This window comes from Amycolatopsis magusensis (genome assembly GCF_017875555.1).
GTDB lineage: Bacteria > Actinomycetota > Actinomycetes > Mycobacteriales > Pseudonocardiaceae > Amycolatopsis > Amycolatopsis magusensis.
The window spans coordinates 6,520,858-6,547,818 of sequence record NZ_JAGGMS010000001.1; the positions used below are offsets into that span (position 1 = coordinate 6,520,858).

25 protein-coding genes are annotated in these 26,961 nt (G+C 71.3%); 11 read left to right on the forward strand and 14 right to left on the reverse strand.

Annotation, left to right across the window (positions count from 1 at the left end; translation table 11 throughout):
- Positions 1–8: 8 nt before the first annotated feature.
- The 10 genes from JOM49_RS28895 to JOM49_RS28940 form a co-directional block, all read right to left on the reverse strand.
- The gene (locus tag JOM49_RS28895) at positions 9–1,490 is read right to left on the reverse strand and encodes a Wzz/FepE/Etk N-terminal domain-containing protein (protein ID WP_209667343.1); all 1,482 of its coding nucleotides are present in this window, start codon (positions 1,488–1,490) and stop codon (positions 9–11) included.
- On the reverse strand, positions 1,487–2,773 hold the full coding sequence (locus JOM49_RS28900) for a YveK family protein (RefSeq protein WP_209671718.1): 1,287 nt from the start codon (positions 2,771–2,773) through the stop codon (positions 1,487–1,489). Before JOM49_RS28900 ends, JOM49_RS28895 begins: the two co-directional genes overlap by 4 nt.
- Before the next feature lie 154 nt (positions 2,774–2,927).
- On the reverse strand, positions 2,928–4,115 hold the full coding sequence (locus JOM49_RS28905; RefSeq protein ID WP_209667344.1) for a glycosyltransferase family 4 protein: 1,188 nt from the start codon (positions 4,113–4,115) through the stop codon (positions 2,928–2,930).
- On the reverse strand, positions 4,096–5,412 hold the full coding sequence (locus JOM49_RS28910) for a nucleotide sugar dehydrogenase (RefSeq protein WP_209667345.1): 1,317 nt from the start codon (positions 5,410–5,412) through the stop codon (positions 4,096–4,098). The genes JOM49_RS28905 and JOM49_RS28910 overlap by 20 nt, the downstream gene beginning before the upstream one ends.
- 219 nt (positions 5,413–5,631) lie before the next feature.
- Positions 5,632–6,150, reverse strand: coding sequence for a potassium channel family protein (locus tag JOM49_RS28915; RefSeq protein ID WP_209667346.1), 519 nt, complete (start codon positions 6,148–6,150; stop codon positions 5,632–5,634).
- A gap of 30 nt (positions 6,151–6,180) precedes the next feature.
- The gene (locus tag JOM49_RS28920; RefSeq protein WP_209667347.1) at positions 6,181–7,632 is read right to left on the reverse strand and encodes an MFS transporter; all 1,452 of its coding nucleotides are present in this window, start codon (positions 7,630–7,632) and stop codon (positions 6,181–6,183) included.
- Positions 7,629–8,174 (reverse strand): HdeD family acid-resistance protein, encoded by a 546-nt coding sequence (locus tag JOM49_RS28925; RefSeq protein ID WP_209667348.1) that lies wholly within the window; start codon positions 8,172–8,174, stop codon positions 7,629–7,631. The genes JOM49_RS28920 and JOM49_RS28925 overlap by 4 nt, the downstream gene beginning before the upstream one ends.
- Before the next feature lie 55 nt (positions 8,175–8,229).
- Positions 8,230–8,670 carry a DUF6069 family protein gene (locus JOM49_RS28930; RefSeq protein ID WP_308158913.1) on the reverse strand — a complete coding sequence of 147 codons (441 nt, stop codon included), beginning with the start codon at positions 8,668–8,670 and terminating at the stop codon, positions 8,230–8,232.
- Between the two features lie 141 nt (positions 8,671–8,811).
- Entirely contained in the window at positions 8,812–11,517 is a 2,706-nt protein-coding gene (locus JOM49_RS28935) for a winged helix-turn-helix domain-containing protein (RefSeq protein WP_209667349.1), read from the reverse strand.
- Positions 11,518–11,586: 69 nt separating this feature from the next.
- Entirely contained in the window at positions 11,587–11,793 is a 207-nt protein-coding gene (locus tag JOM49_RS28940) for a hypothetical protein (RefSeq protein WP_209667350.1), read from the reverse strand.
- Positions 11,794–12,254: 461 nt separating this feature from the next.
- Here JOM49_RS28940 and JOM49_RS28945 point away from each other — a divergent pair, with 461 nt between their 5' ends.
- The 9 genes from JOM49_RS28945 to JOM49_RS28985 are packed head-to-tail and all read left to right on the forward strand — an operon-like array spanning position 12,255 to position 19,854.
- Positions 12,255–12,722: a DUF7144 family membrane protein gene (locus JOM49_RS28945; protein WP_209667351.1), complete on the forward strand. Its 468-nt coding sequence runs from the start codon at positions 12,255–12,257 to the stop codon at positions 12,720–12,722.
- Positions 12,719–13,849 carry an AI-2E family transporter gene (locus JOM49_RS28950; RefSeq protein WP_209667352.1) on the forward strand — a complete coding sequence of 377 codons (1,131 nt, stop codon included), beginning with the start codon at positions 12,719–12,721 and terminating at the stop codon, positions 13,847–13,849. The genes JOM49_RS28945 and JOM49_RS28950 overlap by 4 nt, the downstream gene beginning before the upstream one ends.
- Positions 13,846–14,397 carry a DUF1269 domain-containing protein gene (locus tag JOM49_RS28955; RefSeq protein ID WP_209667353.1) on the forward strand — a complete coding sequence of 184 codons (552 nt, stop codon included), beginning with the start codon at positions 13,846–13,848 and terminating at the stop codon, positions 14,395–14,397. Before JOM49_RS28950 ends, JOM49_RS28955 begins: the two co-directional genes overlap by 4 nt.
- A gap of 9 nt (positions 14,398–14,406) precedes the next feature.
- Positions 14,407–14,904, forward strand: coding sequence for a DUF6292 family protein (locus JOM49_RS28960; protein ID WP_209667354.1), 498 nt, complete (start codon positions 14,407–14,409; stop codon positions 14,902–14,904).
- A 9-nt stretch (positions 14,905–14,913) separates the two neighbouring features.
- On the forward strand, positions 14,914–16,083 hold the full coding sequence (locus JOM49_RS28965; protein ID WP_209667355.1) for an aminopeptidase P family protein: 1,170 nt from the start codon (positions 14,914–14,916) through the stop codon (positions 16,081–16,083).
- Between the two features lie 60 nt (positions 16,084–16,143).
- Complete coding sequence (gene gadC, locus JOM49_RS28970; RefSeq protein WP_209667356.1) at positions 16,144–17,604, forward strand: glutamate/gamma-aminobutyrate antiporter GadC; 1,461 nt, start codon at positions 16,144–16,146, stop codon at positions 17,602–17,604.
- Positions 17,601–18,047 (forward strand): hypothetical protein, encoded by a 447-nt coding sequence (locus tag JOM49_RS28975; protein ID WP_209667357.1) that lies wholly within the window; start codon positions 17,601–17,603, stop codon positions 18,045–18,047. Before gadC ends, JOM49_RS28975 begins: the two co-directional genes overlap by 4 nt.
- 2 nt (positions 18,048–18,049) lie before the next feature.
- Positions 18,050–19,423: a dipeptidase gene (locus JOM49_RS28980; protein WP_209667358.1), complete on the forward strand. Its 1,374-nt coding sequence runs from the start codon at positions 18,050–18,052 to the stop codon at positions 19,421–19,423.
- On the forward strand, positions 19,420–19,854 hold the full coding sequence (locus JOM49_RS28985) for a DUF7144 family membrane protein (protein ID WP_209667359.1): 435 nt from the start codon (positions 19,420–19,422) through the stop codon (positions 19,852–19,854). The genes JOM49_RS28980 and JOM49_RS28985 overlap by 4 nt, the downstream gene beginning before the upstream one ends.
- Positions 19,855–19,989: 135 nt before the next feature.
- Here the strand turns inward: JOM49_RS28985 and JOM49_RS28990 are convergent, their stop codons facing one another.
- Positions 19,990–20,280 carry a hypothetical protein gene (locus JOM49_RS28990; protein ID WP_209667360.1) on the reverse strand — a complete coding sequence of 97 codons (291 nt, stop codon included), beginning with the start codon at positions 20,278–20,280 and terminating at the stop codon, positions 19,990–19,992.
- Between the two features lies 1 nt (position 20,281).
- Here JOM49_RS28990 and JOM49_RS28995 point away from each other — a divergent pair, with 1 nt between their 5' ends.
- The gene (locus JOM49_RS28995; RefSeq protein ID WP_209667361.1) at positions 20,282–20,488 is read left to right on the forward strand and encodes a hypothetical protein; all 207 of its coding nucleotides are present in this window, start codon (positions 20,282–20,284) and stop codon (positions 20,486–20,488) included.
- Positions 20,489–20,763: 275 nt separating this feature from the next.
- Here JOM49_RS28995 and JOM49_RS29000 read toward each other — a convergent pair whose 3' ends face one another.
- The 3 genes from JOM49_RS29000 to JOM49_RS29010 all read right to left on the reverse strand — a co-directional run bounded on the left by JOM49_RS29000 (position 20,764) and on the right by JOM49_RS29010 (position 24,816).
- The gene (locus JOM49_RS29000; protein WP_209667362.1) at positions 20,764–21,786 is read right to left on the reverse strand and encodes a Glu/Leu/Phe/Val dehydrogenase family protein; all 1,023 of its coding nucleotides are present in this window, start codon (positions 21,784–21,786) and stop codon (positions 20,764–20,766) included.
- Complete coding sequence (locus JOM49_RS29005) at positions 21,783–22,682, reverse strand: DMT family transporter (RefSeq protein ID WP_282770470.1); 900 nt, start codon at positions 22,680–22,682, stop codon at positions 21,783–21,785. Before JOM49_RS29005 ends, JOM49_RS29000 begins: the two co-directional genes overlap by 4 nt.
- A gap of 67 nt (positions 22,683–22,749) precedes the next feature.
- Positions 22,750–24,816: a hypothetical protein gene (locus JOM49_RS29010; RefSeq protein WP_209667364.1), complete on the reverse strand. Its 2,067-nt coding sequence runs from the start codon at positions 24,814–24,816 to the stop codon at positions 22,750–22,752.
- Positions 24,817–25,628: 812 nt separating this feature from the next.
- On the opposite strand from JOM49_RS29010, the gene JOM49_RS29015 reads away from it, so the two are divergent.
- Complete coding sequence (locus JOM49_RS29015; protein WP_209667365.1) at positions 25,629–26,957, forward strand: lysine N(6)-hydroxylase/L-ornithine N(5)-oxygenase family protein; 1,329 nt, start codon at positions 25,629–25,631, stop codon at positions 26,955–26,957.
- Positions 26,958–26,961 lie beyond the last annotated feature (4 nt).

A 26,961-nucleotide genomic window follows, 5' to 3' on the forward strand; every position in this document is an offset into this window, starting at 1 on the left:
CCCCATCTCTACCGGGCTCCGGCGTGGTCGTGGTCTTCGGGGTGCCGATACGGCATCGGCGGGCGGGTGCCGTTCGAGGTGGTGGGCCGCTGCTCCGGCACCCGCCCGCGCAGGGCGGTGTGCAGGCCGTCCCACAGCGTGCCGTCGGTGTGGTCGCGTGGATCGGGATCCACCACGACCACCCCGATGACCGGGATCCGCCGGTCCGCCAGCTGCCGCGCGACGGTGTGCAGCCATTCGGTGTTCGCGTGCCCGGCGCGGACGACGAGGATCGTTTCCTCGCCGGAGAATTCGAGGTCGGTCCACGACGTCCCCGGCTCCACCGAACCGACTCCGACGCGGCGCTCGCCACCCGGCGCGTCGCCGCGGTCCACGACCTCGACGGACCCGGCCAGCGCGCGGAGGTCCGCCTTGGGCAGGTCGTCGACGAGCGCGACGGAACCCGTTTCCGCCAGTTCGCGCGCCATGTCGACGGCCAGCGCGGCGGTGACCCGGCGGGCGCCGAGGTCGAGCACCGACACCGAGCCGCCGTTCTCGCGGACGGCCCTGGCCAATGTGACCGCCACCCGCTGCCGCCGCTCGGCCGCCCGCGCCCGCGGCAGGATCCGGGACGGCTTGGGCAACTGCGCGAGCACCGAGGCGCCGAGGTGCTCCGAGATCTCCCGCCGCAGCACCGGCCGGTCCCGCACCACGCTGGTGACCGCGGCCAGCCCCAGCCCGCCGAACAACCCGAGCGCGAAGCCGATCCCGGCGTCGGTGGCGATGGTCCTGAGCAACGACTGCGGCAGGATCCTCGGCGCGTCCACGATCCCGGTGCCGGCGGCGACCTTGGGCGTGCCGATCCCGGCTTCCTGCGCGCGGCCGTCGTAGTCGGAGATCTTCGAGGTCAGCTCCGCGCGGCGGGCGTACAGCCGTTCCAGCTGGGCCGGATTGGCGTCGGCGCGCTTGGCCTCCTCGGTGACGATCTCCGATTCGATCGGCCCGAGTTCCTGCTGTGCCTTGTCCCGCTGGTCCAGCAGGGCCTGCTGTTCGGCCGCGGCGGCTTCCTCGTTGCGGGCGACGTACTCGGTGATGAAGGCGTCCGCGACCGCCTGCGCGCGGGCGATCGCTTCGTCGCCGGTCCCGCCCTTGACCGTCAGCTGCAGGACGTTGTTCGTCAGCCCCAGTCCCTCGTAGTCCTTGAGGAACTCCTCCGGCGCCTGCGTGCTGCCCAGCTTTTTGAGCGCCTCGGCGGCGATCTTCGTGGTCTCCAGCACGGCGACGTCGGTGCGCATCAGCGTCCCGCTGTCGGTCGGGGAATCGTCGGGGTGGATGACCAGGATCTTCGCCACGGCGGTGGGCGGCGACGGCAGGAACACCGCGACCAGGCCGCCGGCGATCAGCCCCAGCAGTGCGGTGGCCAGCCAGAGCCGACGCCGCCGCCGGACCGAGACGATCAGCCGCTGCAGGTCGATGAGCGGTTCGGCGCGGGCTTTCCCCGCGCTCGTCACGGGGTCACCGCCAGTTCTTCTTCGCGCTCGACCGGCAGTTCCGGGCGGGTGCGGGCCGGCTGCACCGGGCGGATCAGGGCCGCGCCCGCGAGCGCGAGCCCGGCGTCCGCGCAGGCCTCGGCGATCCCGACCAGTTCCCAGGCCGGCCGGGAGCCGACGCTCGCCACCACGAGCACCTCTTCGGCGTCGCCGTCCCGGACGACGGGCCGGGTGGGATTGACCGTCACCACGGTGGACCGGGGGCCGGCGAGCACGGCGATCCGCTCGGCGGCCCGCTGCCCGGCGTGGTCGCCGTCGGCGGTCAGCAGCAGCCGCCGCCGTGGCGAAAGCCGGGCCACCAGCCGGTGGAAGTGGACCTCCTCCTCGATCTCGTCGGGGTGGACGTCGACCCGCGGCACGTTCCACGGCCGGTCGTCGTGCAGGAGCCTCGCCCGCAGGGTCCGCTCCCCCGCGGTGGCGGGCGGTTCGTCGACCACCTCGATGGTGGCCAGCACCGGCCCGCCGAGCGCACCGGCGATCTCCTCCTCGTCCCGCAACCGCCGATCGGTGCGGGCGGTGAACAGGTGCCCGAGCACGCCGAGCAGGAAGAACAGCACCGCGCCGCCGAGCACCAGCTGCGCCAGGGTCGGCGGAGCGGCCGAAGCGGGCAGTTCGGCCGAGCCCAGCACGACCATGTTGCCGAGGCCGCTGGCGGTGTCGGCCGCGTTCAGCGCGGACATCGCCTGCTCGATCGACGAGCGCAGGCCCTGCAGTTCGGTGCGCAGCTGGAGGCTTTCCACGGTGGTCTGGCCCGCGCCGGCCTTCTCGGCGAGTTCGCTGATCCGCTGGTTCGTCTGCGAGACCTGCTGGCGCAGCGTGTCGCGGCGTTCCTGCGCGAGCTGCACCGCGGCGTCACCGGAACCGGCGATGATCTGCGTGGAGTACTTCACGAACTCCTGGGCGAGCTGATCGGCCGTCCCCTGCGCCTGTTCGGCGGTGTCACCGGTGGCCTCGATGGTGATCACGTTGCCCTGCGCGGCCGAAGCCGTCACCTTGTCCCGCAGTTCGGCCCCGGTCCCACCGCCGCCGAGCACGGCCGCCGTGCGGTCGAGCACGACCGAACTGGTCGCCACCTCGGCCTGGGTGAGCAGTTCGTCCGCCTCGCGCGGACCCTGGAGCAGCACGCTGGCGGTGGTCCGGTAGCCGGGGGAAAGGACGAACGAGGATCCGGCACCGACGAGCGCGCCGAGCGCGGCGAGGACCACCAGGGTCCGCCACCGCCCGCGCAGCACCTGCCCGATCATGGCCAGGCGCACCGTGTCAGTGTCCGTCAACGCCAGGATCCCCCCTCGGTACCCGGTACCGCCTTCGCCGGCGCCCCACCAACCCCGTCGGACCGGGCACGGCGTTGGTTACACGATCGCCCGCGTCTTGTTCGAAACGCGACCGGGAAGCCGGTCAACGCACCGCCGCCGCGTACGCCGCGAGCAGTGCCTTCTGGGAGTTCTCCCACGAAAGCGCACCGGCGACGCGTGCCCGCCCCAGCTCCCCCATCTTTTCCCGGTCCTCCGGCGAGTCCAGCAGGTGCGCGATCAGCTTCGCGAATTCCGGTTCGTCGTCGGCCTTGGCGTACAACGCGGCTTCCCCCGCCGAAACCCGCGCTTCGCGCAGCGCGAAGGAAACGATGGGACGGCTCATCGCCATGTACTCCATGATCTTGTTCATGGTCGACACGTCGTTGAGCGGGTTCAGCGGGTCCGGCGAAAGGCACACGTCCGCCGCGGAAAGGTAACGCAGGAGGTCCTCGTCGGGGATCCGGCCGGTGAACTCGACCTGCTCGCCGAGCCCGAGTTCGCCGGACAACGCGACCATGTCGTCGAAGGCGTCACCGGAGCCGATGAACACCGCGTGCCAGTCGGTGCGGCCGAGCTCGTCACGCAGGCAGGCCAGTGCCCGCAAGGCGTAGTCGACCCCGTCCTGCGGGCCCATCACCCCGAGGTAGGCCAGCAGGTGCGGCTTGCCCTTCTTCAGCTCCGGCTCGACCGGGACCCGGTGGAACCGCTCGACCACCGGCGCGCTGCGCACCACGAAGACGTCGTCGGGTGACTTGCCACCGCGGGTCACCGCGACTTCCTTGTAGCTCTCGTTGGTCGCGATGACCACGTCCGCCGCCCGGTAGGTCCGGCGCTCCAGCGCGCACACCGCGCGGTACAGGAAGTCCTCACCCCGGCCGAAGCGCGAAAGGTACAACTCCGGGCAGAGGTCGTGCTGGTCGAAGATGAACTTCGCGCCCCGGCGCTTGAGCCGCAGCGCGACGAGGAAGAGCAGGTCCGGCGGGTTGCAGGCGTGCACCACGTCGATCCGCCCGAGCTTGCGGGCGAGCCGGAAGGTGTGCCACAGCGCGGATCCGTACTCCTGGAGGTACCCGGCCGGACCGCCGGTGGCGGCGCGCAGCGGGTAGCGCAGGATGTGCACGCCGTCGACGGTGACCTCCGCCTCGGTGTCCCGGTTCGTCCCTTGTGGACAGATGACGTGCACGCCCCAGCCCGCGTCCCGCAGCGTGGCGCACTCCTGCCAGACGCGGCGGTCGAACGGGACGGACAGGTTCTCGACGAGGATCAGCGCTTCACCAGGCAAGGCCGACATATCCTTCTTCAGCCCGGCGCCGGTCGGCGTCGGGTACGCGGACGAGGTCGATGATCTGGTGGCCGTCACCGGCCGGGAGCGCGGCGAGCACGTCCGGGTCGGTGCAGCCGATGAGGCAGACTTCGGCGTGGTCGAGCACCTCTTGGACGGAGCCGGCCAGCAGCTGGCCGAGGTGCGGCAGCCTGGCTTCGATGTACTCGCGGTTGGCGCCCATCAGCCGGGAAAGGCTGACGTTGGCGTCGTAGATGCGGAGGTCGTAGCCCTTGCCGTGGAGCCGCTCGGCGAGCTCGACCAGCGGGCTCTCCCGCAGGTCGTCGGTGCCGGGCTTGAACGACAGCCCGAACAGCCCCACCTTGCGCTTCCCGGTGCGCACCACCAGGTCGAACGCCCGCTGGAGGTGCTCGGAGTTGGAGGGCAGCACGTGCGAGAGGATCGGGATCGCGACGTCCGCGCGGCGTGCGGCGTAGACCAGGCCCCGCAGGTCCTTGGGCAGGCACGAGCCGCCGAAGGCGAATCCCGGCCGGAGGTAGGCCGCGCTGATGTTGAGCTTGCGATCGGTCAGGAAGACGTCGATCACCTGGTGCGAGTCGAGCCCGAGTGCGCGGCAGATCGAGCCGAGCTCGTTCGCGAAACCGATCTTGAGGCCGTGGAAGGAATTGTCGGCGTACTTCGTCATCTCGGCGACCGGGATCGCGACGCGGAAAACCTCGCCGGGAAGCCCCTCGTACAGTTTCGCGACGACGTCGCCGCTGGCCGCGTCGAGTTCGCCGATCACGGTTTTCGGCGGGTCGAAGAAATCCTTGACACTGCTGCCTTCGCGCAGGAACTCGGGGTTCACCGCGACACCGAAATCGACACCGGCGGTGCGACCGGAAGCTTTTTCCACTATCGGGACGAGCAGGTCGAGGCAGGTGCCCGGCAACATCGTGCTGCGGAAGACGACGGTGTGCCGGGAGGTCTTGTCCCGGAGCGCGTCGCCGATCTGCTCGGCCACGCGTTCGAGGAAGGTCGTCGACAGGCTGCCGTTGGCCGAGGACGGGGTACCGACGCAGATCAGGGAAACATCGCTGGCCGCGATCGCCTGTCTCGCGTCGGTCGTGGCTCTCAGCCGGCCGGCGGCGACGACCTCGGCGGTCAGGTCGCCGATGCGTTCCTCCACCACCGGTGCCTTGCCGCCGGAAATGAGCTCGATCTTCACCGGATTGACGTCGACCCCGACGACTTCGTGTCCTCTCCCGGCCAAACAAGCCGCCGACACACATCCGACATAGCCGAGCCCGAAGACGCTGATCTTCATGCGAATTCCTCCAGCCGCGTTCCGCTGACCCGTTGGTCGGCGGCTGGCCGGAGTTCGTTACCGCGCGTCGCATTCGGCGGAATCCGCGCGTGCAAAGGATTTAGTCCCGTCCGAGCGCCTCCGTCAAACGAGCTAGACACCCTGCGCCGCAATTCCACCCGCACCCGGCCGGAGAATTCCGCGACCCGTGCCAGGATTTCTTCGAGGCGGTGCTCGTGATCAGCGGTCCCCGCGGTGCCGGGTCCGCCGCACGGCGGTGACGATGACGCGCAGTGCCACGCCCAGGACGAGCAGGTTGCCGACCATCTGCACGGTGACGAGGACGCGGGCGGTCTGGGTGACCGGGGCGAGGTCGCCGAACCCGACGGTGGCGAACACCGTGACGGCGAAGTACAGGGCGTCGGTCCTGGTCAGCGGTTCGGTGAAGCTGTCAGGCACGTGGTGGGCAAGTAGGTAGTAGCCGTTGGCGAAGATCAGGAGGAACAGGGGCGCGGTGAGCGCCAGCGCCTGGATTCCTTGCAGGCCGGGGAATCTCGCGCGCAGGATCAGCCTCGTCTGCCAGGCGAGCACGGCGATCACCAGACCGAGTTCCCCGATCAGGGCGGCGAGGTGCCACTCGTCCAGCCGCCGGTCCACCAGGAGCAGGTAGTAGGCCGTGAGCAGCGTGCCGACCGTCACCAGGAGCCGGAGGACCGCCAGTGCCCAGTCGGCGGGACGCGGCGGTGCGGGGACCGGCATCGAAGGCCTCCCGCTGTTCGGCGAACGGCTTCAGCCAGGGCGGGCGACCGTGTGCGCGACGGCGGCTGCCGCGGCGACCTGGTCGGCACCATCCGGCCGGGACGGGCGGTGGCGACCGTAGCAAAGGGCGAGCACGATGCCCAGCGCCGAGGCGATCGCCATCAGCAGCGCCGACCGGACCATGCCGTCCACCACCGCCTCGGGACGGGGCACGCCCGCGGCGCCGGTCGTCGTGCCGTAGATCGTCGCGGTCGCGGCGACGAGCAGGGCGGCACCGACGTAGCGGGCCATGTTCGAGATGCCGGAAGCCGCGCCGACCTCGTTCGCGGGCACGGACGCGGTGGCGGCGGCCGACGCGCAGCCGTTGGCCAGGCCCATGCCCACCGCGATCGCGGCCAGAGGCAGCACGAGCGACCCGTAGCCCCAAGACGTGTTCTGGAACAGCAAGGCGACGAACCCGGCGGTGGTGAGCACGAAACCGGCCGCGACCACGGTCCGCGCGCCGAGGCGCGTCGCCAGCGGGCTGACGATCGGGGCGACGGCCACCAGCCCGGCCGCCGCGGGCAGCGTCGCGAGCCCGGCCTGCAGCGGGCTCATGCCCAGTCCGGCCGGGTCCTGGAAGAACAGGCTCATCACGTACATCAGCCCGTTCAGCGTGCCGGCGACGATCAGGATCACCGCGGTGGCGCCGACGAGCACGGTGTTGCGCAGCAACCGCAGATCCACGAGCGGGACCGGGGTCCGCCGCTCGACCGCGACGAACCCGGCCAGTGCGGTGGCCGCGACGGCGAAGCACCCCAGCGTAGCCATCGAACCCCAGCCCCACACGGGCCCCTTGCTCAGCGCTAATACGAACGGCACCAGCGCGCCCGCGATGAGCAGCATGCCCGCGATGTCGATGCCGCGCGGGCGGTTCCGATCACGCGACTCAGCGACCGTGCGCCAGGTCAGCGGGACGCAGGCCGCGGCGATCGCGGCGTCGATCCAGAACAGCCCCTGCCAGCCGGTCGAGCCGACGAGCGCGCCACCGGCGAGTGGTCCCGCGGCGGCGCCCGCGGCGGAAGCCGCTCCCCAGAGCGACACGGCCCGCAACCGCGCGGGACCGGAGGTCGCGACGGAGAGCAGGCTCAGCCCGCACGCCACCAGCGTCGAGCCCGCCGCGCCCTGGAGCGCCCGCCCGGCGATGACACCGGCGCCGCTGTCCACGAGGGCGATCAGCACGCAGGAGACGATGAACAGCACCAGAGCACTGACGAACACCCGCCGGCGTCCCACGAGGTCGCCGAGCACCCCACCGGTCACGATCACCGCGGCGCCGACGAGCGAATAACCCGTCACGGCCCATTGCAGCGTGGTGGTCCCGACCCCGACGTCCTCACTGATCGCCGGGAGCAGGATGCTGACGGCCGAGGTGTTCGCGTTGACGACGAAGGTCGAGACGCAGGTCGCCGCGAGCGCTCCCGAGGCCCGCCCGGGTGTCACGGCCGGCCCCGCACCGCGTCGATCACCTTCACGCACCCGAGCACGAGCGCGATCACCCCGAGCGCCACCACCAGCGACGCCATCGAAAGCCGCGGTAGCAGCAGGACCACTGTGCCGCCGAGGAAACTGAGCAGGCCGAGAGCCGACGCCCAGCCGCGGCGGTGCTCGAACGCGCCGCTCGCCGCCGCGACGACCACCAGCACCCCGCTGACGATCCACCACGACCCGGCGATCAGCGCGAGTGCCTGCGCCGGTGACCGCAGGCACAGCAGCCCGGCCAGCAGCGACAGCACGCCCTCCAGACCGGGTACCACCCGCCACCCGGCCGGTGTGCCGGTGTCCGTGATCGAGCCGACGAGTTGCGCGGAACCGTTGACCAGCAAGCAGATGCCGACCAGCCAGGCCACGACCGTCAGTGACGCGTGTGGCCAGAGGAGGATCGCGGCACCGGTCAGGGCCGTCAGCGCCCCGGTGAGCAGAGACAGCCGCCGGTGCCGGTCCGCGGTGTCCGGTGCCCGTGTTCGCCGCTGCGCCACTGGCACCGGCCTCCTGTTCGTTTCTCGTGGTCGTCGCGGAACTCGGTTCCGGAGTGCGCGGTCAGTAGCGCCGGCGGATCGCGGAGCGGCCGACCGCGCTGAGGGTGGTCGTGATCGCGATGCCGATCACCAGGTTGAGCACGCAGGTCGCGAGGCGGCTCGCCGTCCCGGTCGCCAGGCCGAGCGGGACGGCGGTGGCGATCGCGGTGGACAACGCCATGAGCCAGCCGAAGAACCGGCCGTACCGGGGCGTGGTCATCGCGAGCACCTGGAGCAGCGCGGTGGCCACCAGTGCCCCCGCGCCCGCCCACAGGGCGTAGGCCGCGGTACTGGCGTCGCCCCAGATGCCGTCACCCCGGGGTGCCAGGACGGGCACGTGCAGGACACCTCGGGCGATCACGATGCCCGCCACCGCGGTGAGGGCGGCGACGGCCGCGGTGGCGAGCCCGCCCGCCCACAGCCTGCCCGCGTCCACCCGGGTGGACGGCGGTGGCGCGCTCACGGGAGTTCTTCGTCCGCTGTGGACGGACGCGGTGGTGGGACCATCCGGTGTTCCAGTCGTTCGAGCAGCACCGGGCCGATCATCAGCACCGCGAACATGGTCAGGATGAGCAGCATGTCGTTACCTCCGGGGAGTTCGTGGTCACAGCAGGCCGCGTCGTCGTGCCACGGTGATCGCGTCACGGCGGTGGTTGACGCCGAGCTTGCGGTAGATGCCGCGGAGGTGGGTCTTGATGGTGTTGACGGAGACGAACATCGTGTGCGCGATCTCCTCGGCGGTGCGCATGGACGGCAACTCGGTGAGGAGCGCCTGTTCGCGCTCGGTCAGCCCGTCGGTGGGGTCCGGCACGGTCACCGGTATCTCGGCGAGCGCACTGGCGGCGAACGGGTCGAGCCTGCCGAACCGGCCCGTTCCGCTGGCGAGGAGCGAGCGGATGGACTGGCCCGCGTCGCGGAAAGGGCGCAGCGCCTGGTGCGGTGCGGCCAGGGTGAGTGCTTCGGTGAGGGCTTCGTGGGCGCGGTGCTGCTCGCCGCACCGCGCGGCGAGGTGCGCCTCGAGCAGCCAGGAGTGCACCGAAGTGGCCGGTGAGACCACGTGCACCCGGTGTTCCAGCACGGGTTCGAGCAGCCGCCTCGTCGAGCCGACCTTGCCCCGGTGGGTGTGCAGGACGGCGCGGAGCAGCGCCTGCTCACCGCTTTCCCCGAGCCGGTCCTCGACCTGCTGCAGGACGTCGGCCGCCCACGGGTACTCGCCCACCAGCAGCGCCATGCGCTGGTGTGCCGGTGCCGCGTAGGCGAGAAGCGCGGGCGCGATGCTCCGGCCACCCAGCCGTTGCCACTGTTCCCGCAGCGTGGCGACCACCTGGTGCGGGTCGTCGGCCGTGTCGAACCCGACCAGCGCGCCGACGGTGAGCACGAACAACTCGATGCTGGGGTCGATCGGCCCGTCCAGCAACCCGGTCGCCAGGCGGGCGAGTTCCCTGGCCCGCTCGTCCTCCGCCCGTTCGTAGGCTTCGGAGCCCAGCAGCGCGTACAGGTAGGCGCAGCGGGAGGTCTGTGCCCAGCCCCGGTCCTCGGCGATGGCGAGCGCGGCTTTCGCCCGCGTGCCCATGCCCGCCAGATCGCCCCGGACGGCGCAGATCGCGGCCAGATGGGTTTCGCACTGCAGCCGGGTGGCGTCCCGTCCTTCCGCGACAGCCAGGTGCAGGGCTTCCTCCAGGTCCACTTCCGCGGCCTGGTGCCTGCCTGTCCACGCCACCGCGATGCCGCGGTTGACGTGGGTGAACAGGTCCACGTCCAGATCCCCCGTCTTGCCGGCCCTGGTGGACTTGAGCGCCGCCAGCGCTTCACCGGTGTCGCCGTGCAGGCGGCCCCGGTGCACTTCGATCGTGGCGCGCAGGGCACGCAGGCGCTGGGTGCGCAGTGGGTGCGCGGCGCTGTCGACGGAGCGGAGGAAGCGGTCCGCGGCGGGCACGTCACCCAGGTCGAGCGCGGTCGCGGCGGCGACGAGGGCGACCGATGGCCTGCCGAGTACGTGCGGAGGCACCGCGTCGAGGATCCGGCGCAGCCGGTGGGCGTCGCCCGCGAGCACCCGCGCCAGGCCGAACTTCGCCAGCATCCGGGTGAGCAGGTCGTTGTCGCCCGCGGCGGCGGCGTGCTCGATCGCCGGCAACTGCTCCCCCGCGGCGACGTACCAGCCGGTGGCGGTGTGGTGCAGCCGGCGCAGCGCCGACAGGTCCCGCCTGCCCAGTTCGGCACGCAGGTAGCCGCGGAGGAGCGGGTGGTACCGGTAGCTGCGCCCGGTGCGGTCGCGGGTGGCCACGAGCACCCCGGTGCGCTCCAGCCAGTCGAGGATCTGCCCCGCGTTCTCCTGCTGCGAGAGCTCGGCGGCCAGGCGCGCGGAAAAGGTGCGGCAGACGCACGTCGTGAGCATGAACCGCTGCACCTCCTCCGGCTGGCGGGTGACGACCTCACCGACCAGGTAGTCGGCGACGACCTGGTCGTCACCGGTGAGGCGCCGGATGAGCTCACCGCGCGGCCGGTCCGCGTCGAGGGTGAGCGCGGCGAGGCGGAGCGCGGCCGCCCAGCCCTCGGTCCGCTCCATCAGCAGGGCGAGTTCGCCGTCGGTGAGCTGGACGCCGTCCCGGACGTAGAGCGACCGGGCTTCCACCGGGGTGAAGGTGAGGGAGTCCTGGCCGAGCTCGCGCAACCGTCCCTCCAGCCGCAGCCGCGGGAGGATCAACGGCGGCGGGAACCTGGTCGCGAGCACCACGGGCATCGTGGCCGGTGAATGTCGCAGCAGGAGGTTCACCGTGCGCACCGCGCCATCGGATCGCAGGTCGTGCACGCCGTCGAGGACCAGGACGACGGGCTGGGCCAACTGTTCCACGGAGGTGATGAGCCTCGCGACGAACGGCCCGTACTGGTCGTCCGGCGGTGGTGTCGGCCCGGCCCCCGCCGGCCAGGCCCCCGCCACCTCGAGCGCGCGGACGACGGCGGTCCACAACAGCACGACGTCGTTGTCTTCGACGTCCACCGATACCCAGGCGACCCGCGCTCCGGACCGATCGGTCCGGTGCCGGGCCCAGGTCGCGAGCATCGTGGTCTTCCCGTAACCGGCCGGTGCGCACACCACCGTCACGGGTGGACCGGGGTCCACGCCCTCGATCGCGGCGTCGAGCAGGACGTGCAGTCGTTCCCGGACCAGCACGGCGGGCGAGGTGGCCGGGATGCGCACCTTGGCCGCCGCGACGAGGGTGTGCCGGGCGGGTCCGTGCTGCCGCTGTCCGTCCGCCTGAGGTCCGTCAGGGCTGGTGACGGCGGTATCGTGCGCTTGCGCCAGTTGCATTGTTCTCCCTGATATCGCACCGCTGCCCGGAAGTGGGTTCGGGCGAGGTGCACGAAGTGGGTGGCGTTGTCATTCGGAAGTGGCGGAAGCCAGCAGGAAAAAGAATCGAGCGAAATTCCGGAGCGAGCCCAGGCTCTCCGTGATGACGACTTCGGCGATGACCGGTCCGGCATCACCGCCTTCGCCGCCGGTTTCCCGCGTAGTGGTGAGGACAAGCGACAGTGCCACACCCGCGAATGCCATTCCGGTGCGCCCGCGACGTCTCGGACTTTCCACGTCCACCCTCCTCCGCAGCGCCGCCTTGCTGGTGCGAGCCGGCTGTGCCCATGTTGTGGGCACTCCGGAGCGAGGCTCTTCCTCCGTGCCGGGTGAACGACCGGAGCGGCCGGGTGCGCGGATCGCGGAGCTCGCATTGACCGCCGTTGTTTCCCGGGCATTCGCCGACAAGTGCCGGCGGGCGATCGGCCGCGCACAGCATTAATGCGTTCACCCCGGGAATCCCGGCCTGCTGCTTTCACCCCACCCGGATGAAGTTCTTCCCGGAATGGCGCGTGCGCCGACTGACCAGATGCGCCGGGCGAGTACGGAAAAATGGCCGGATCCGCGGTGGCATTCGGAGTATTCGATGGGTGCCGCCGTCGCCGTGGGAGCGCGATCGCCCGTGCTGGGCGAAGAGCCGGGGGCCCCACCGGTGCGACCGTGACCGCGCCGGAACCCACCGAGGAAAGGGACTGCAGATGAAAGAGCACCAGCGCCTCAGCGGCCTGGACGACCTGGACGAAGACTGGTACCTGGCGCAGCCGGCCGGGGACCGCGGCGCTCGCCGGGGAAAGGGCTGGACCGGGCAACGCGGGTTCGCGGCCGCCATGATGGTGATGCTCGGCGCGTTCACCGTGATCGAAGGCCTGGCGGGGCTGCTCGCCGACGGCTTCTACCTCGTCGCGCCGGAGGCGGTCCTGGCGTTCGACCTGACCGGCTGGGGCTGGGTGCACACGATCGTCGGCGTGCTCGTGGTGGGCACCGGCCTCGCGCTGCCTTCGGGGGCGGTGTGGGCCCGCGTGGGCACGGTCGTGCTGCTGATCCTCAACGCCGCCGCGCAACTGGCCTTCCTCGCGGTTTCCCCGTTGTGGTCGCTGATCGTGATCGTGTTGTGCGTGGTCGTCATCTGGGCGGTCCTCGTCCACGACGAGGAAGCGGACGGGTGAGCCCGCCGGTGGTGCCGCGGGGACTCGTGGTCCTCCTGGGCACCGCGTCGGCGGTGGTCGTCGTCGCCGGATTGCGGGCCGCGGCGTGGCTGGTGGCACCCGCGTTGCTCGCGCTGGTCATCGTGATCGTGGTCAGCCCGGTGCACCGGTGGCTTCGCCGCCGCGGGCTGCCCGCCTTGCTCGCGACCGTCATCCTGGTGACCGTCGTCTACGGGGTGTTCCTGGTGTTCGCGGCGGTGCTGGTGGCCTCCCTCGTGCGGCTGGCCGCGCTCCTGCCCGGCTACACCGAGCGGGTGCGCGTGCTCGCCACCGAGGCGGCGGACCGGTTGCACGCCTGGGGTGTCGGCCCCGCCCAACTCGGCGACCTGGCGCGCGCGGCCGACCCCGGGAAGATCCTCTCGTCCGTGGGCGCGCTGCTGGGCGATCTCACCGCGATGACGACGAGCATCGTGTTCCTGCTGGCGCTGCTGCTGTTCTTCAGCACGGAGGCCAGCACCATCGGCGCCCGGCTGGACGCCGTCGAACGCGTGCGCCCCCGCATCCGGGGCGCGCTCACCGGATTCGCCACCAAGACCCGCCGGTTCCTGGCCGTCACCACCGTCTTCGGCATCGTCGTCGCGGTACTGGACACGATCGTCCTGCTGTGGCTGGGGATCCCGCTCGCGGTGCTGTGGGGGCTGCTGTCGTTCGTGACCAACTACATCCCGAACATCGGCTTCATCCTGGGGGTGGTCCCGCCCGCGCTGCTCGGGCTGCTCAGCGGCGGGTGGGGCACGACGCTGGCCGTCGTCCTCGTCTACCTCGTGCTCAACTTCGTGCTGCAGTCGCTGGTCCAGCCCCGGTACGTCGGGGACGCGGTCGGGTTGTCGACGGTGCTCACCTTCGTCTCCCTGGTCTTCTGGGCGTGGGTGCTGGGCCCGCTCGGCGCGCTCCTGGCCGTGCCGGCGACGTTGCTGGTGCTGGCCGTGCTCGTCGACATCGATCCGAGGGCCGGGTGGGCGGCCGCGTTGCTGCGTGCCCCGGATCGGCGTGAGGACGGTCCATTCGTGACAGGTGATGCGCGCGGGCGGCGCCGGCCGCTGCGATGGCCTGCGAGGGGAAACCGAGGGAAAGGACGGGCACCATGACGACATCGACGACGCCGACGACGCCGACCACATTGACGATCTGGCGGTTCGACTCCGCGGACGGAGCGCACCACGCCGCGAGGAAGGTGGAGTCGCTCGCGAAGGGCAGGCTCCTCGTCCTCCACGACGCCGCCGTCGTGTCGTGGCCGGAAGACCGCGACCGGCCGAAGATGCGGCAGCTGCACGACCTGACGGGCCGGGGCGCGCTCTCGGGCGCGTTCTGGGGCATGTTGTTCGGGCTGATCTTCCTCATGCCGCTGGTGGGCGCGGCGATCGGGGCCGCGGCGGGAGCCGCCGGTGGCGCGCTGGCCGACGTCGGCATCGACGACGACCTCATCCGGCGCATTCGGGAACGGCTCTCCCCCGGCACGTCGGCCCTGTTCCTGCTCACCTCGGACGCGGTGCTCGACAAGGTCCACGACGTCTTCGCCGCGGAGAGCAGGCCGGAGCTGCTGTTCACGAATCTGACCCCCGACCAGGAACGGGCGCTGCGCGCGGTCTTCGCGGACGAAGCGGAGCAGCCCGGGCCACCGGCCGGACCGGCCTGAGGGGCCCCGGTGGCGAGTTCGCCCTTCGATGCCGCGGCGGCGCGGGGCCTGCGGCGCTACGTGCGGCTGGTGACGGCCGCGGTGGGCCCGGCCGTGGACACCGCCGCCGTCCACTGGGACCACCCGGCGACCGCCTGCCTCGTGCTGACCGGCAGGCTGCGCTGGTTCCCCGGCCGCGACGTCGCGCTCGCCTGGGACGGGAAGCACGGCTGGGCCATGGTGCTGGTGACCCCCGCGACCGGGGCGCTGGTGGCGCTGCGGTACCAGGGCACCGACGTCCTGCCCGTGCCCCAGGACGTCGCCGCCTTCAGCGCCGGGCTGTTCCGCGACGAGTTCCCCGGCCTGCCGGACCCGCCACCGGGACGGGGCGCCGCCCACGCCCGCGAAGTGGCCCGGCGACTCGCGGCCTACGCCGTGCCTGGCCGCGGACGCCACCTCACCGGTCGCGGGGCGGCGGCCCCGGTTCACCTGTACGGGGTGATCACGTCACGGCGGGACCCTGCCTAGCTTGAGGCCGTGGAACCCAAGCGAGACAACGTAATCGATCTGACCGACGAGGCGCCGCGGTGGCCGCCCGCCCCGTTCACCGCCCGCGACCACGCGAGCCGGATGGCCCGCACCATCCGGCTCGCCAAACAGGCGGGGCTGGACGGCGTGCTCGCCTCGCCGGGCCCGGACCTGAGGTGGCTGACCGGGTACGAGCCACCGGCCACCACCGAACGGCTCACGCTGCTCATCCTGTCCACCCACCAGCGTCCGATGCTCCTCGTGCCGGCACTGGAGCGGGGCGACGCGATGGCGACCGCGGCGGCGACCGGGGTCGAGGTCGTCCACTGGGATGACGAGCGGGACCCCTGCGCCGTGGCCGCTGAGTACCTGCCGCCCGGCGGGGTGTTCGGCGTGTCCGACTCGACCTGGGCCAGTCACGTCCTGGGCCTGCAGCGGGCGATGCCGAGGAATCGGTACCGCGCGCTCTCGGCGTGCCTCCCCCTGCTGCGCGCGGTCAAGGACGCGGGCGAGTTGTTCCGGCTCACCGCCGCGGCCGCGGCGGCCGACGCCACCTACCACGAAATCGTCCGCATGCCCTTCGCCGGACGCCGGGAGGAGGAGATCGCGGCGAGCCTGGCCGGGCTGCTGCGGCAGTTCGGGCACGAGCGGGTCGACTTCACCATCGTCGGATCCGGTCCCCACGGCGCCGATCCCCACCACGAAGCCGGTGACCGGGTGATCGTCCCCGGGGACGCGGTCGTGCTCGACTTCGGCGGGCTGATGCGCGGGTACGGCTCCGACACCAGCCGCACGGTCACCGTCGGCGACCCGGGCCCGGAGGTCCGGCGCGTGCACGAGATCGTGCGCACCGCCCAGCAGGAGGCCTTCGAAGCGGTGCGGCCGGGTGTCCCGTGTGGACACATCGACCGCGTGGCCAGGGAAGTGATCGGCGACGCGGGCTACGGCGACCGGTTCATCCACCGCACCGGCCACGGGATCGGGGTGAGCACCCACGAACCGCCGTACCTGGTGCCCGGCGCGGAGCAGCCGCTCGAGCCCGGCATGTGCTTCTCGATCGAGCCGGGCATCTACCTGCCGGGCCGGTTCGGCGTGCGGATCGAGGACATCGTCGCCGTCACCGGGGACGGCGGGAGGCGGCTCAACAACACCGACCACTCGCTGCACGTCGTCGAGTAGCGCGAGCTCTCACACGCGGCGGAGGAGGTGCCCGCCGCCGGATCACCGGAGGCTGATCCCATGACTCAGAACCGGTCACCGGACCGTTCCGCCGAGCGCATCCGACCTCCCGCCGCCGGGTGGATTTCGTGGGTGGCGCTGGCCCTCATGACGACCAGCTCCGTGGCGAGCCTGCGGCCGGCGCCCACCATGGCGGTCTACGGACTGGCGTGCGTGTTCCTGTACCTGGTGCCCGCGCTGGTCTTCCTGCTGCCGACCTCGCTCGTCTCCGCCGAACTGGCCTCGGGCTGGAAGGGCGGGGTGTACAACTGGGTCGCGCGGGGGATCTCCAAACCGGCCGGTTTCTTCGCGGTCTGGTGCCAGTTCGCGATGACGATCTTCTACTACCCGAGCCTGCTCGGCTACGTCGCGAGCACCCTGGCCTACGTCTTCGACCCGGGCCTGGCGAGCAACGGCCTGTGGACGGCGACGGTGATCGTGGTCGCCTACTGGTCGGGTGTGTGGGTTTCCTCGCGTGGCACCAAGGGCGTCGCCGGGCTGGCGAGCGGTGGCCTGATCATCGGCACCCTCGTGCCCGGCGTCGTGCTGGTGGTGCTCGGGTTCGTCTTCCTCGGGCAGGGCAACGCCCCGGCCGCCCCGATGGACGCGGGCAGCCTGCTGCCGGAGTGGGCGGGACTGGCGAGCCTCGTGCTGATCGTGAACAACTTCCTGTCCTACTCCGGAATGGAGATGAACGCGGTGCACGTCTCCTCGCTGCGCAATCCGGCGAAGCAGTTCCCGAAGGCCATGTTCCTCGCCATGGGCCTGGTGTTGCTGATCTTCATCCTGCCCGCGCTCGCGGTCAGCTGGGTGGTGCCCGCCGGGGAACTCTCGCTCACCGCCGGGGTGATGCAGGCGTTCGACGCGGTCTTCGCGCAGTTCGGCTGGCAGGTGCTCACCCCGGTGGTCGGCGTCATGCTGGTGATGGCTTCCCTCGGCGGGATGCTGACGTGGCTCGCCGGGCCGTCGAAGGGGCTGCTGCTCATCTCCCGGCAGGAGGGCTACCTGCCGCCGGTGCTGCAGAAGCGCAACAAGCACGGCGTCCAGCAGAACATCCTCGTGGCACAGGGTCTGGTCACCACCGTGATCGCGCTGCTGTACGCGTTCGTCCCGGACGTCTCGAGCACCTACTGGATCTTCTCGGTGATCACCACCCAGGTGTACCTGATCATGTACCTGCTGATGTTCGTGGCCGCGGTCCGGTTGCGCCGCAAGGAACCCGACCACCCGCGGGGTTACCGCGCGCCCATGCTCGTCGGCCTGTGCGGGATCGGCTTCGCCGCCTCGCTCGCGGCCCTGCTGGTCGGGTTCATCCCGCCGTCGCAGCTCGGCTCCGGCAACACGGTCTCCTACGTCCTGATCGTCGGTGGTGGCGCGCTCGGGCTCGGCCTGGTGGTGCCGTTCCTGTTCTACCGCTTCCGCAAACCGCACTGGCGGCAGCCGGAACCCGAGGACGGCGTCACCGCGGAGCCGGCGTCGTGACCGCCGGTGAGAAGGCGAAGGGACGGCGGCAGCGCGCCATCCTCTACAACGTCGTCGCCCTTCTGAGCGTGCTGCTGGCGATCGTCGCGGTCACCACGTGGCGCGCCGGGAAAGCGGACCGTGAAGCCGAGGACAAAGCGGACCGGCTCAGCGCCGCACTGGCGGAACTGGGTGCCCCGGTGCCGGAACGGGATCGCATCGTGCGGCTCCTCGGCAACGACGGTGGCCCGGTCTGCGCCGACCCGGCCGGCGCGCTGCAACGCGCGGCGTCGCTGGGACAGCTGTCGAACGGCGCGGGTGGCCCGGGCACCCGGCCGGTCATCGCCGACAGCCGCATCCTCGAAGGCGAGCTCGCGATCGTCACCATCTACTGCCCGGACCAGCTGGCGGAGTTCGAAAAGTTCGTCGACGACCTCCGCACCGCCGACCTGACCCCGGAGTGACCATGGACCTGAAATCCCGTGTGGCCGAGCTGATGTCCCGCGCCCGCGCCGACCTCGCCGAGCTCGTCGGCATCCCGTCGGTCGCCGATCCCGCGCAGTACCCGCCGGAGGAATGCGAACGCGCCGCGAAGTGGGTCCGTGACGCCTTCGCCGGTGTCGGTTTCGCCGACGCCCGCCTGGCCGGGACCCCCGACGGCAGCCAGGCCGTCATCGGCTCGCGGCCGGGCGCGGATCCCGGCGCGCCCACCGTGTTGCTCTACGCCCACTACGACGTGCAGCCACCGCTGGACGAGACCGCCTGGCACACCCCGCCGTTCGAACTGACCGAAGTGGACGGTCGCTGGCACGGCCGCGGCGCCGCCGACTGCAAGGGCAACATCATCGCCCACCTGACCGCGTTGCGTGCTCTCGACAACGACCTCCCCGTGCGGCTGAAGCTCGTCGTGGAGGGGTCCGAGGAACAAGGGACCGGTGGGCTCGAGGAGTACGTCACCGCCCACCCGGACCTGTTCCGCGCGGACGCGATTCTGGTCTGCGACACCGGGAACGTCGCGGCGGGCAGGCCGGCGGTCACCGTCAGCCTGCGGGGCATGGTGAACGTCGTGCTGACCGTGGAGACGCTCACCTCGGGAGTCCACTCGGGAATGTACGGCGGCGCCGCACCGGACGCGCTCGCCGCGCTCGTCGCCGTGCTCGCGACACTGCGCGACGACGCGGGCGACACCAGGGTCGCCGGGCTCGCCGCCGACCAGGTGTGGCACGGGGAGCCCTACCCGGCCGACCGGTTCCGCGCCGACGCGGGCGTGCTCCCGGAGGCGTCGCTGCTGGGCGACGGCAGCGTGGCCGACCTGCTGTGGGCCCGTCCCGCCGTGACGATCCTCGGCATCGACTGCCCGCCGGTGCTGGGCTCGGCGGCGGCCATCGTGCCCAGGGCGGCGGCCCGCCTCAACCTGCGCGTCCCGCCGGGCACGGACATCCGCGACGCCGAAGTCGCGCTCACCGACCACCTCCACACCACCGCCCCCTGGGGCGCGCGGGTCACCGTCCGGACCGAGGCGACCGGCGCGCCGTTCTCCACGGCCGTCGACGGCCCGGCCCACCGGGTGATCGCCGCGGCCATGGGCGAGGCGTACGGCGTCCCGGCGACCACGCTCGGCCAGGGCGGGTCGATCCCGCTGTGCACCGTGCTCGCCGGCCTCTACCCCGACGCGGAGATCGTCCTGATGGGCGTCGAAGAACCCCGGTCCCTGATCCACGCGCCGAACGAGAGCGTCGATCCCGCCGAAATCGCGGCCATGTCACTGGCGGAGGCACTGTTCCTCCGCCGCTACGCCACAGCCGAACCCGCCGAACCCGCCGAGAGGAACCGACCATGACCCACACGCCCCACACCCCGACCCACACCGCGATGCGGCAGAGCCCGCTCGCCGGACCCGCCGAGGGCCTGCTCGGCTTCGCCGGAGTCCTCCTGGTCGTCGCGGGCGTGTGGCACGCGCTGACGGGGATCGCCGCACTCCTGAACGACAACCTGTACCTGAGCACCCCGGACTACGTGTACGCGCTGGACCTGACCGGCTGGGGCTGGGGACACCTCGTCCTGGGCGCACTGGTCGTGCTCGCCGGAGCCGGTGTCCTGATGGGCCCGACCTGGGGCCGGATCCTCGGCATCGCCGTGGTGGTGCTCAGCCTGGTCGCCAACTTCCTGTTCCTCCCCCGGTACCCGATGTGGTCGCTGGCGCTCATCGCCGTCGACCTGGCCGTCCTCTGGGCCTTGGCCACCCGCCTGGTCTCCCGCGACGAGCCGTAGGAGCCCGCCCCCTCGCGGGGCCTGAACGCGGTGGTGGTGCCGATCCGCCCCGATCAGCACCACCACCGCACCCGCGGCTGTCCCGCGAGTCCGGTGGTGATCCGGTCGGTTGACCAGGCCGGTGCGCCCTGGCAGCTACACCCTCGAACGCGAAGAACCAGTCGCCTTCGCACGAGGTTGCCGAAGGATGTCGATGTCCGCGGAGCGCAGGCCGGCTTCGACGAGCGCCATCAACCGGCTCAAGGTGGGTGCGATCTGCGCCTGGTGGTCGCTGATCAGTCCATACCGGGCCACCGCGTCGGTCTCGCCCCGGAGACTGGTGGCGATCGCCAGCATCTCGGGGTTGGCGAGGAGGTGACCGGCGATGTCCGTGGCGAGTTCCTCGACCCGGGGATCGTCCGGCTCCCCCTGGGGCCCGGACTTCATCGTGGTCGATTACTGGTACGCCCTGCAGAAGGGGGTGGACCCGGTTTCCTGGGCGAAGGCCCCGACCGACGACTACACCGAGTTCATCTATTTCATGTCGCACCAGGGCAAGGACGGCACCCAAAGCGTGATGAAACTCTACGGCGAATTCACGGCGAAGGCCTACAAGCCCTTCTCGGTCAAATCGCTCGCCAAGGGAAAGGTCTGACTGGGGCGGCGGCTCAAGGGCGAGTGGCCGTCGAGCAGGTTGACGCGGCCGGACTCGGGCATGACCACGGTGGTGCGGCCGAGCACTTCCGCGCCGGGTCCTTCGGGATAGGCGCGCGACCTGTCCCTCGGTGGTGTCAGCGGGGCCTATTCACCGTCGAAGACCTTCCTCAACGCGGTCACCGTCCAGTACGCCACCCTCCCCGACGACGGCCCCACCGGCACCCTGTTCGACGACACCGGAACCGTGCCCCGGTAAAGCCTGCCGGGGGCGCCTCAGTCGGCGGCGGCGGCCTTGGCGAGGCGCGCGTTCGCCAGGTCGTGCGCCGCCTGGGTGGTGGGGATGCCGTCGGTGGTGGCGTGCGTGAGCAGGTCCGTTATCACCTCGCCCACCGTCAGGACGCGCCGGCGGATCGCCTCGTGGTCGTGGCCGAGCAGTTGCTCCTGGAGGAAGATCGCCCCGCCCGCGTTCACGCAGAAGTCCGGCGCGTACACGATCCCGCGGGCGAGCAGGTCCTCAGCCAGCCGGGTGGAGGCCAGCACGTTGTTCGCCCCGCCGGCGATGACGCGGCACCTCAGCTCCCCCACCGAGGCGGGCGTGACGACCCCGCCCAGTGCGCACGGTGCCAGCACATCCAGCTCCCGGGTCAGCAAGGCGCCGGGATCGACCACTTCGGCACCCACCGACTCGGCCACCGTCTCGGCCCGTTCCGCGACCACGTCGCTGACCAGAACTTCCGCACCGGCTTCGGCCAGCAGGTGCACCAAGGCGCTGCCGACGTGGCCCGCGCCCTGAACGCCGACGCGCAACCCCGTCAGCTCGGTGTGCCCCAGGTGCCGGGCGCACGCCAGGATCCCCGCGGCCACGCCCAGGGCCGTCCACGGCGATGGGTCGCCCTGTGCGCACACCGGTGCGGCGACCTCACCGATTTTGCGCAGGTCGTCCTGGTCCGTGCCGACATCGTTGACCGGGATGAATCGCCCCGCCAGCGAAGCGATCGCCCGGCCGTGCGCCAGCAGCAGTTCCGGCGTCTTCGCGGAAACATCACCGGGTATGACGCTCCACCCGCCGCCGAGTTCCAGGCCGGTGGCCGCCGCCTTCAAGGTCATCGCGCGGGCCAGCGCCAGGCACTCGGCGACCGCGGCTTCCTCGTTGTCGTACGGGCGCATCCGCACACCGCCGAGCGCCGGTCCGAGCGTCGTGTCGTGCACCGCGATGACCGACCGCAGCGCACCACCGGGAGCACGGTCGACGACCACGCGTTCGAAGCCCTCTACGGGCAGTTCCTCCACAGTCATCCTTCCTCCGCGGGTTCCCGGGTCCTCCTCCTGGAGACCCAGACCCCGGCCAGGCACAGTGCGCCACCGGCGAACGACAGCGCCGCCGGGATCTCGTCGAGGACCAGCCAGCTGATCAGTACCACCAGCACCGGGACCAGGTACGTGGTGGCCCCCATCTTCCCGGCGGTCGTCCTGGACAGCGCGTAGGCCCACGTCGAAAACGCGAGCGCGGTCGGGAACAGCCCCAGGTACACCACTTCCAGCACCGTCCCGGCCGGCGCCGAGGCCACTTCGCCGGCCAGGGTCCCGGCGAACGGCAGGCAGACCACCGCCCCGATCGCGTTCCCGAAGGTCGTGACCTGCAGTGCGCTCGCGTGCCGCAGCGCAGGTTTCTGCGCGACCACGCCGATCGCGCTGCCCGCCGCCGCGAGCACGCACAACAGCACGCCGAGCAGGTTCGCGCTCCCCTCTCCCGATGAGCCGAAGCCGACCAGCACCGCCCCGGCGAACCCGCACGCCAGTCCTACCATCAGCCGCGGCGGGAAACCCTCCTCGAGCAGCCAGCCACCCAGCAGAGCCATCAGGATCGGGCCCAGGTTGATCACCAGCGCCGCCGTGCCGGCATCGATGTGCTGCTCCCCGGCGTTGAGCGCGACCATGTAGACGCCGAACCAGGTCACCCCGGAGACGGCGATGCCGCGCCACGCCGCTCGCGGTGGGAGCCCCTGCCGGCTCATCAGGAGGAAGGCGCCGAGGGCGAGCGCTCCGGTCGCGAGCCTGCCCAGCGCGAGCGCACCCGCGGAGATGTGCTCGCCGGCGTCGCGGATCACCACGAAGGCAGAAGCCCACAGGACGATCGTGACGCCTGCCGCGAGCAGTGCCCGGTAGTCCGTTCCCCGGCCGGTGGTGGTCACTGCCGTTGCCGGTCCTCTCATGTCGGTGCCGCGCCCGTGGCCGGCCGGGTTACCGCGCGAATCTGGATCATAGTGAGTCCACGGGTACGCGGCAGCCCAGCGCGGCGAGCGCCGCGGTGCCTTCGTCGCGGCGCTCCGGCACCAGGAGGAGCGTGCACGCGTGCTCGAACCGGGCGCCGATGGCTTGCCAGTCCGCCAGTGCCTGTGCCAAGGCCGCCGGATCTCGGCGCAGGCGTGCGCGGGCCCGGGTGAGGCAAGCCGCGGCCCACGAGTTTTCCCTGGCGGCTGGTTCGGCCGCCCGCAGCAGGGATTCGGCTTCGGGATCCCCTGCCATGACCGCGGTTTCCGCCGCGATGGCCCAGGCGTAGGCGTCGTAGACCTGGTGCGGGGTTTCCTCCCAGGGAGCCGCCGGGCGCACCACCGCGGACCTGGCCGTGTCGATGTCGCCCCGGTGCAGGGCGAGGCGGGGCACGGCGAACGCGGTGAAGCTCTCAGCAAGTCCACTGTGGACTTCCGGGGTGGACAGTTCCAGCGCCCTCCCGGCCCATTCGTCGTACTGGGCAGCCTGCCCGCGCAGTCCGTGCACCAGGCCCGCGGCGTGCGCGGCCGGGGCCAGCCAGCGGGCAGGCGGGCGGCCGACGCGCTGCCAGGCGTCCCAGGTGGTCTCCGCGTACTCCAGTGCCTTGTCGAAGTCGCCGGTCAGCGCGAGCGGGACGACGAACTTGCCGGCTCGCATGTACAGCCCGCGGAACGGGTCTTCCCAGGACAATTCCGCCGCGCGCACCGCATCCGGCAACCGGCCCGCCGCCAGTGCGGCCAGCGGCACCACGTGCAGCGTGTCGACGATCTCCACCCCGATCTGCGGCTCGTGCCGGGGCAGCCGCTCGAACAGCGAAAGCCGCTCACCGCAGGAATCGTGCGCGCGGGCGAACCGGCCGGCCGCACCGTCTGCGCTGGCCACCGCGTCCAGCGCCGCCGAGATCAGCACGGGCTGGCCGGTGGCGCGCGCGGCCGCCAGTGCCACGACGGTGAGGTCCGGGTCGGGTGTGGTCTTCTCGCCGGTGGCGTTCCAGGCACGGGCGGCGGCGAGGTACGCGCCGGCGATCGGATCGTCCGGCGGAGCGGCCTGTTCCGCCTCGGCCAGCAGTTCGCACAGTTCCTCGTGCGGGACCGGTTCGGTGAAGGTGGCCGGGAATCGGTTCCCGACGCACACCGCGTACGCGAGTGCGACCGCCCGGCCCGCCCGGTCACCACCGCGGCCGGCGCGCTTGAGCAAGGCGAACGCCGGTTCGCCGCGGTGTTCGGTCATCGCGACGTCGGCGGCCGAGCGGAGGTCGCGGGCGGCGGCGCGGTCGTCGACGGCCAGCGCGGCGGCCGATTCGAAGGTGGCCCGCGCTTCGGCGAGGAACTGCCGGGCGTAGAGGAGTTCGGCCAGCACCCGAGCGATGTGGTGGTGGCGGGCGTCCGGCCGGGTTCGCGCGAGAACGGTGGCGCGAAGGTCGTCGGCGACCAGGTCGAACCGATCGCGCCATGCTGTCCCGGTTTCCACCGCGGCGCGCAGTTCGTCCGCTTCCTTCTCCGCCCACTCCGCGCGCCGTTCCACGGCCGCCGCCCGTTTCGCCTCCGACCCGTTCACCGCCCATCGGGTACGGGTTTCCGGCGGGACCCACCAGCCGTTCTGTTCACGGAGGAGCACGCGCAGTTCGGCCAGCCGGGTCAGCGCGGCCTCCGCCGTCGCGGTGGGGATCCCCGTGAACTCGGCCGCCATGGCCGTGTCGAAGACGCGGCAAAGCACGGATACCGCGGTCAGCACGTCGTGGTCGGCTTCGGTGAGCGCGGCGGGATCGACCGGGGTCCACCGGCCGGGAATGGTGACGGCGTACTCGCCGTTGATACCGAGCGGGACGGGCGACTCGGCCAGCACGGTCAACTCCGGGCAGGCTCCGAGTAGCTCTCCGGCCACTTCCGCCACCTCGGCGGACCGGTGCCCGCAGCCGCGCACGACCAGTAATCGCCTGCCGTGGCGCAATGCTGTGCGCAGTGCTTCCGCCAGTGGTTCGGCGGGCCGCTCGACCACGCCCAGCGCGACGGCGACAGCCTGCGGAAAAGTGTCCGATATGGGTCCCGTGAGCACTTCCTGACTGTTTGCCGAATAGTGGTCAGCGACCTGCCGCGCCACCCGGTAAATCGTCTCCGTGCGCGCACCTGGAGAGCCACCGGTGACTGTCACCATTCGGTGCCGGCGCAAGCCTTCCGCTATCTCGCTCAGATCACCGTCGCGGGCGGGAGGTAGCTCGGGGCCGCTATGAGTCCTCGTCACATTCACTCGATCCATCCTGCCACAGGTGCGCACGGAGACAATTCCAAATGGACATTCACAATCGCGATCAATGCGCGTCAATGATCAAGACAATTGGCCAGTGGCACTTCATTGAGCGGAAGAACCCGGCCGCCGGGCCCCGCTCAGGACACCCGTTCGGCGGTTTCACCGGCCGGGAACCCGCAGCGCAGGCGTCGCGCGGGTTAACTGCTCCTGGAGAACGGAAGAGGCCTGATTGCAGCGAGCGGCGAAGTGAGAAATCGCGTGCTAACGTTGTCCGCAGGCCTGGAGGAGTTCCGAAAGGCATCCCCGTTCCACACTCGTGGACGGTTAGGGTTCATCTCCACGCTAAGTGCGATCGCACCGGCCGACTCCGGTTACCGCGTCGGCGAGGAGCCAGGAGGCAAGTAACTTCAAACGCCGCGCGGCGAATCCGGGACGCACTGATAGAGCGCTCCGATTAATCGCACAGCCGGGCTTGGTCGCCCGCCTGCCGATTCGTGCGCGCGGAACATGCACGGGTACGTGAATGTCCGCACTGAGGAAGGGTTCACGATGTGGGAGAAAGGCAAGAACGGGCGGGTGTCCCCCACCCTCGTGTGCACGTCGGGAGAGAGGTGCGCGCTGTGACCGCTGAAGGTCCACGCTCCCGCGATCCGGAGACCGCGCACTACCGCTGCGTGGGTGTCGGCGTGGGACCGGCCAACCTCAGCCTGGCGTCGTTGCTGCACGGCAAGCCGGGGGTCTCGAACCTGTTCCTGGACCGTGAAGACCGCTTCGGCTGGCACGATGGCCAGCAGATCCCCGGCGCGTCCCTGCAGGTGTCGCTGCTCAAGGACCTGGTGACCCTGTCCGACCCCACCAACCGGTTCTCGTTCCTGTCCTACCTGCACGAACGGGGCCGGATCTACCACTTCATCAACGCCCAGTTCGATGCCGTGCCGCGCCAGGAGTTCCGCAACTACCTGCAGTGGGCCAGCGAAGCCAACGACAACGTCTGCTTCGGCGAGGAAGTCCGGCACATCGACTTCGACGGAGCCGCCTTCGTCATCCACACCTCCCGGCGCACGGTCACCTCCGACAACGTTGTCGTCGGCGTGGGCACCAAGCCGTGGGTGCCCGAACCCGCCCGCGGCAAGCTCGGCGGGTCGCAGTTCCACGTCAGCGACTTCCTGCGGCGGGACCGGAGTTTCGCGGGCAAGCGCGTGGCGGTGGTCGGTGGCGGGCAGTCCGGCGCCGAGGTGTTCCTCGACCTGCTGTCCCGGCCCGCCGACCAGCTGCCCCGGCGGGTGACCTGGGTGTCGCGGCGGCACAACTACTTCCCGATCGACGACACCCCGTTCACCAACGAGTACTACGTCCCCAGCTACTCCGACTACTTCTTCGACCTCGACCGCCCGGCCAGGGTGGCGCTCAACGCGCAGAACGTGCTGACCAGCGACGGGATCTCCGAATCGACGCTGCGCGAGATCTACCAGCGCTGCTACGCCCTCCGGTTCGTCGACGGGGCCGAGGACCTGTTCGCGTTGCTGCCCAACCGGGTGGTCACCGGGGTGGCCGCCGACCGGGTCGGCTGGGACCTCACCGTCGAGGGCAACGACGATCCGGGCCAGGTCGAGCACGTGGAGGCCGACTACGTGGTCTGGGCCACCGGGTACCGGTCGGCGCCGACGGAGTTCCTCTCCCCGCTGGCGCACCGGCTGGAGCGGGCCGGGGATGAGTACACTGTGGACAAAGACTTCGCCATCCGCTGGGACGGCCCGCGCGACCGCAGCATCTTCCTGCAGAACGGCGTGCGCGAGCAGCGCGGTCTCGCCGACCCGAACCTGAGCCTGGTGGCCTGGCGCAGCCAGCGGATCATGGACCGGCTGCTCGGGGTGCGGTCCAACGAACAGCTGGAACCCTTCATCGACTGGGCAGGCAAGCACACCACCGCCGAACTGCACCGGGCGTGATCGC

Coding starts and splice junctions, on each gene's coding strand:
- JOM49_RS28990 (WP_209667360.1), bottom strand. CDS start 20,280: ATGAAGTCCGGGCCCCAGGGGGAGCCGGACGATCCCCGGGTCGAGGAA.
- JOM49_RS28955 (WP_209667353.1), top strand. CDS start 13,846: ATGACGACATCGACGACGCCGACGACGCCGACCACATTGACGATCTGG.
- JOM49_RS28980 (WP_209667358.1), top strand. CDS start 18,050: ATGGACCTGAAATCCCGTGTGGCCGAGCTGATGTCCCGCGCCCGCGCC.
- gadC (WP_209667356.1), top strand. CDS start 16,144: ATGACTCAGAACCGGTCACCGGACCGTTCCGCCGAGCGCATCCGACCT.
- JOM49_RS28945 (WP_209667351.1), top strand. CDS start 12,255: ATGAAAGAGCACCAGCGCCTCAGCGGCCTGGACGACCTGGACGAAGAC.
- JOM49_RS28985 (WP_209667359.1), top strand. CDS start 19,420: ATGACCCACACGCCCCACACCCCGACCCACACCGCGATGCGGCAGAGC.
- JOM49_RS28915 (WP_209667346.1), bottom strand. CDS start 6,150: ATGCCGGTCCCCGCACCGCCGCGTCCCGCCGACTGGGCACTGGCGGTC.
- JOM49_RS28910 (WP_209667345.1), bottom strand. CDS start 5,412: ATGAAGATCAGCGTCTTCGGGCTCGGCTATGTCGGATGTGTGTCGGCG.
- JOM49_RS28935 (WP_209667349.1), bottom strand. CDS start 11,517: ATGCAACTGGCGCAAGCGCACGATACCGCCGTCACCAGCCCTGACGGA.
- JOM49_RS28905 (WP_209667344.1), bottom strand. CDS start 4,115: ATGTCGGCCTTGCCTGGTGAAGCGCTGATCCTCGTCGAGAACCTGTCC.
- JOM49_RS28900 (WP_209671718.1), bottom strand. CDS start 2,773: ATGATCGGGCAGGTGCTGCGCGGGCGGTGGCGGACCCTGGTGGTCCTC.
- JOM49_RS29000 (WP_209667362.1), bottom strand. CDS start 21,786: ATGACTGTGGAGGAACTGCCCGTAGAGGGCTTCGAACGCGTGGTCGTC.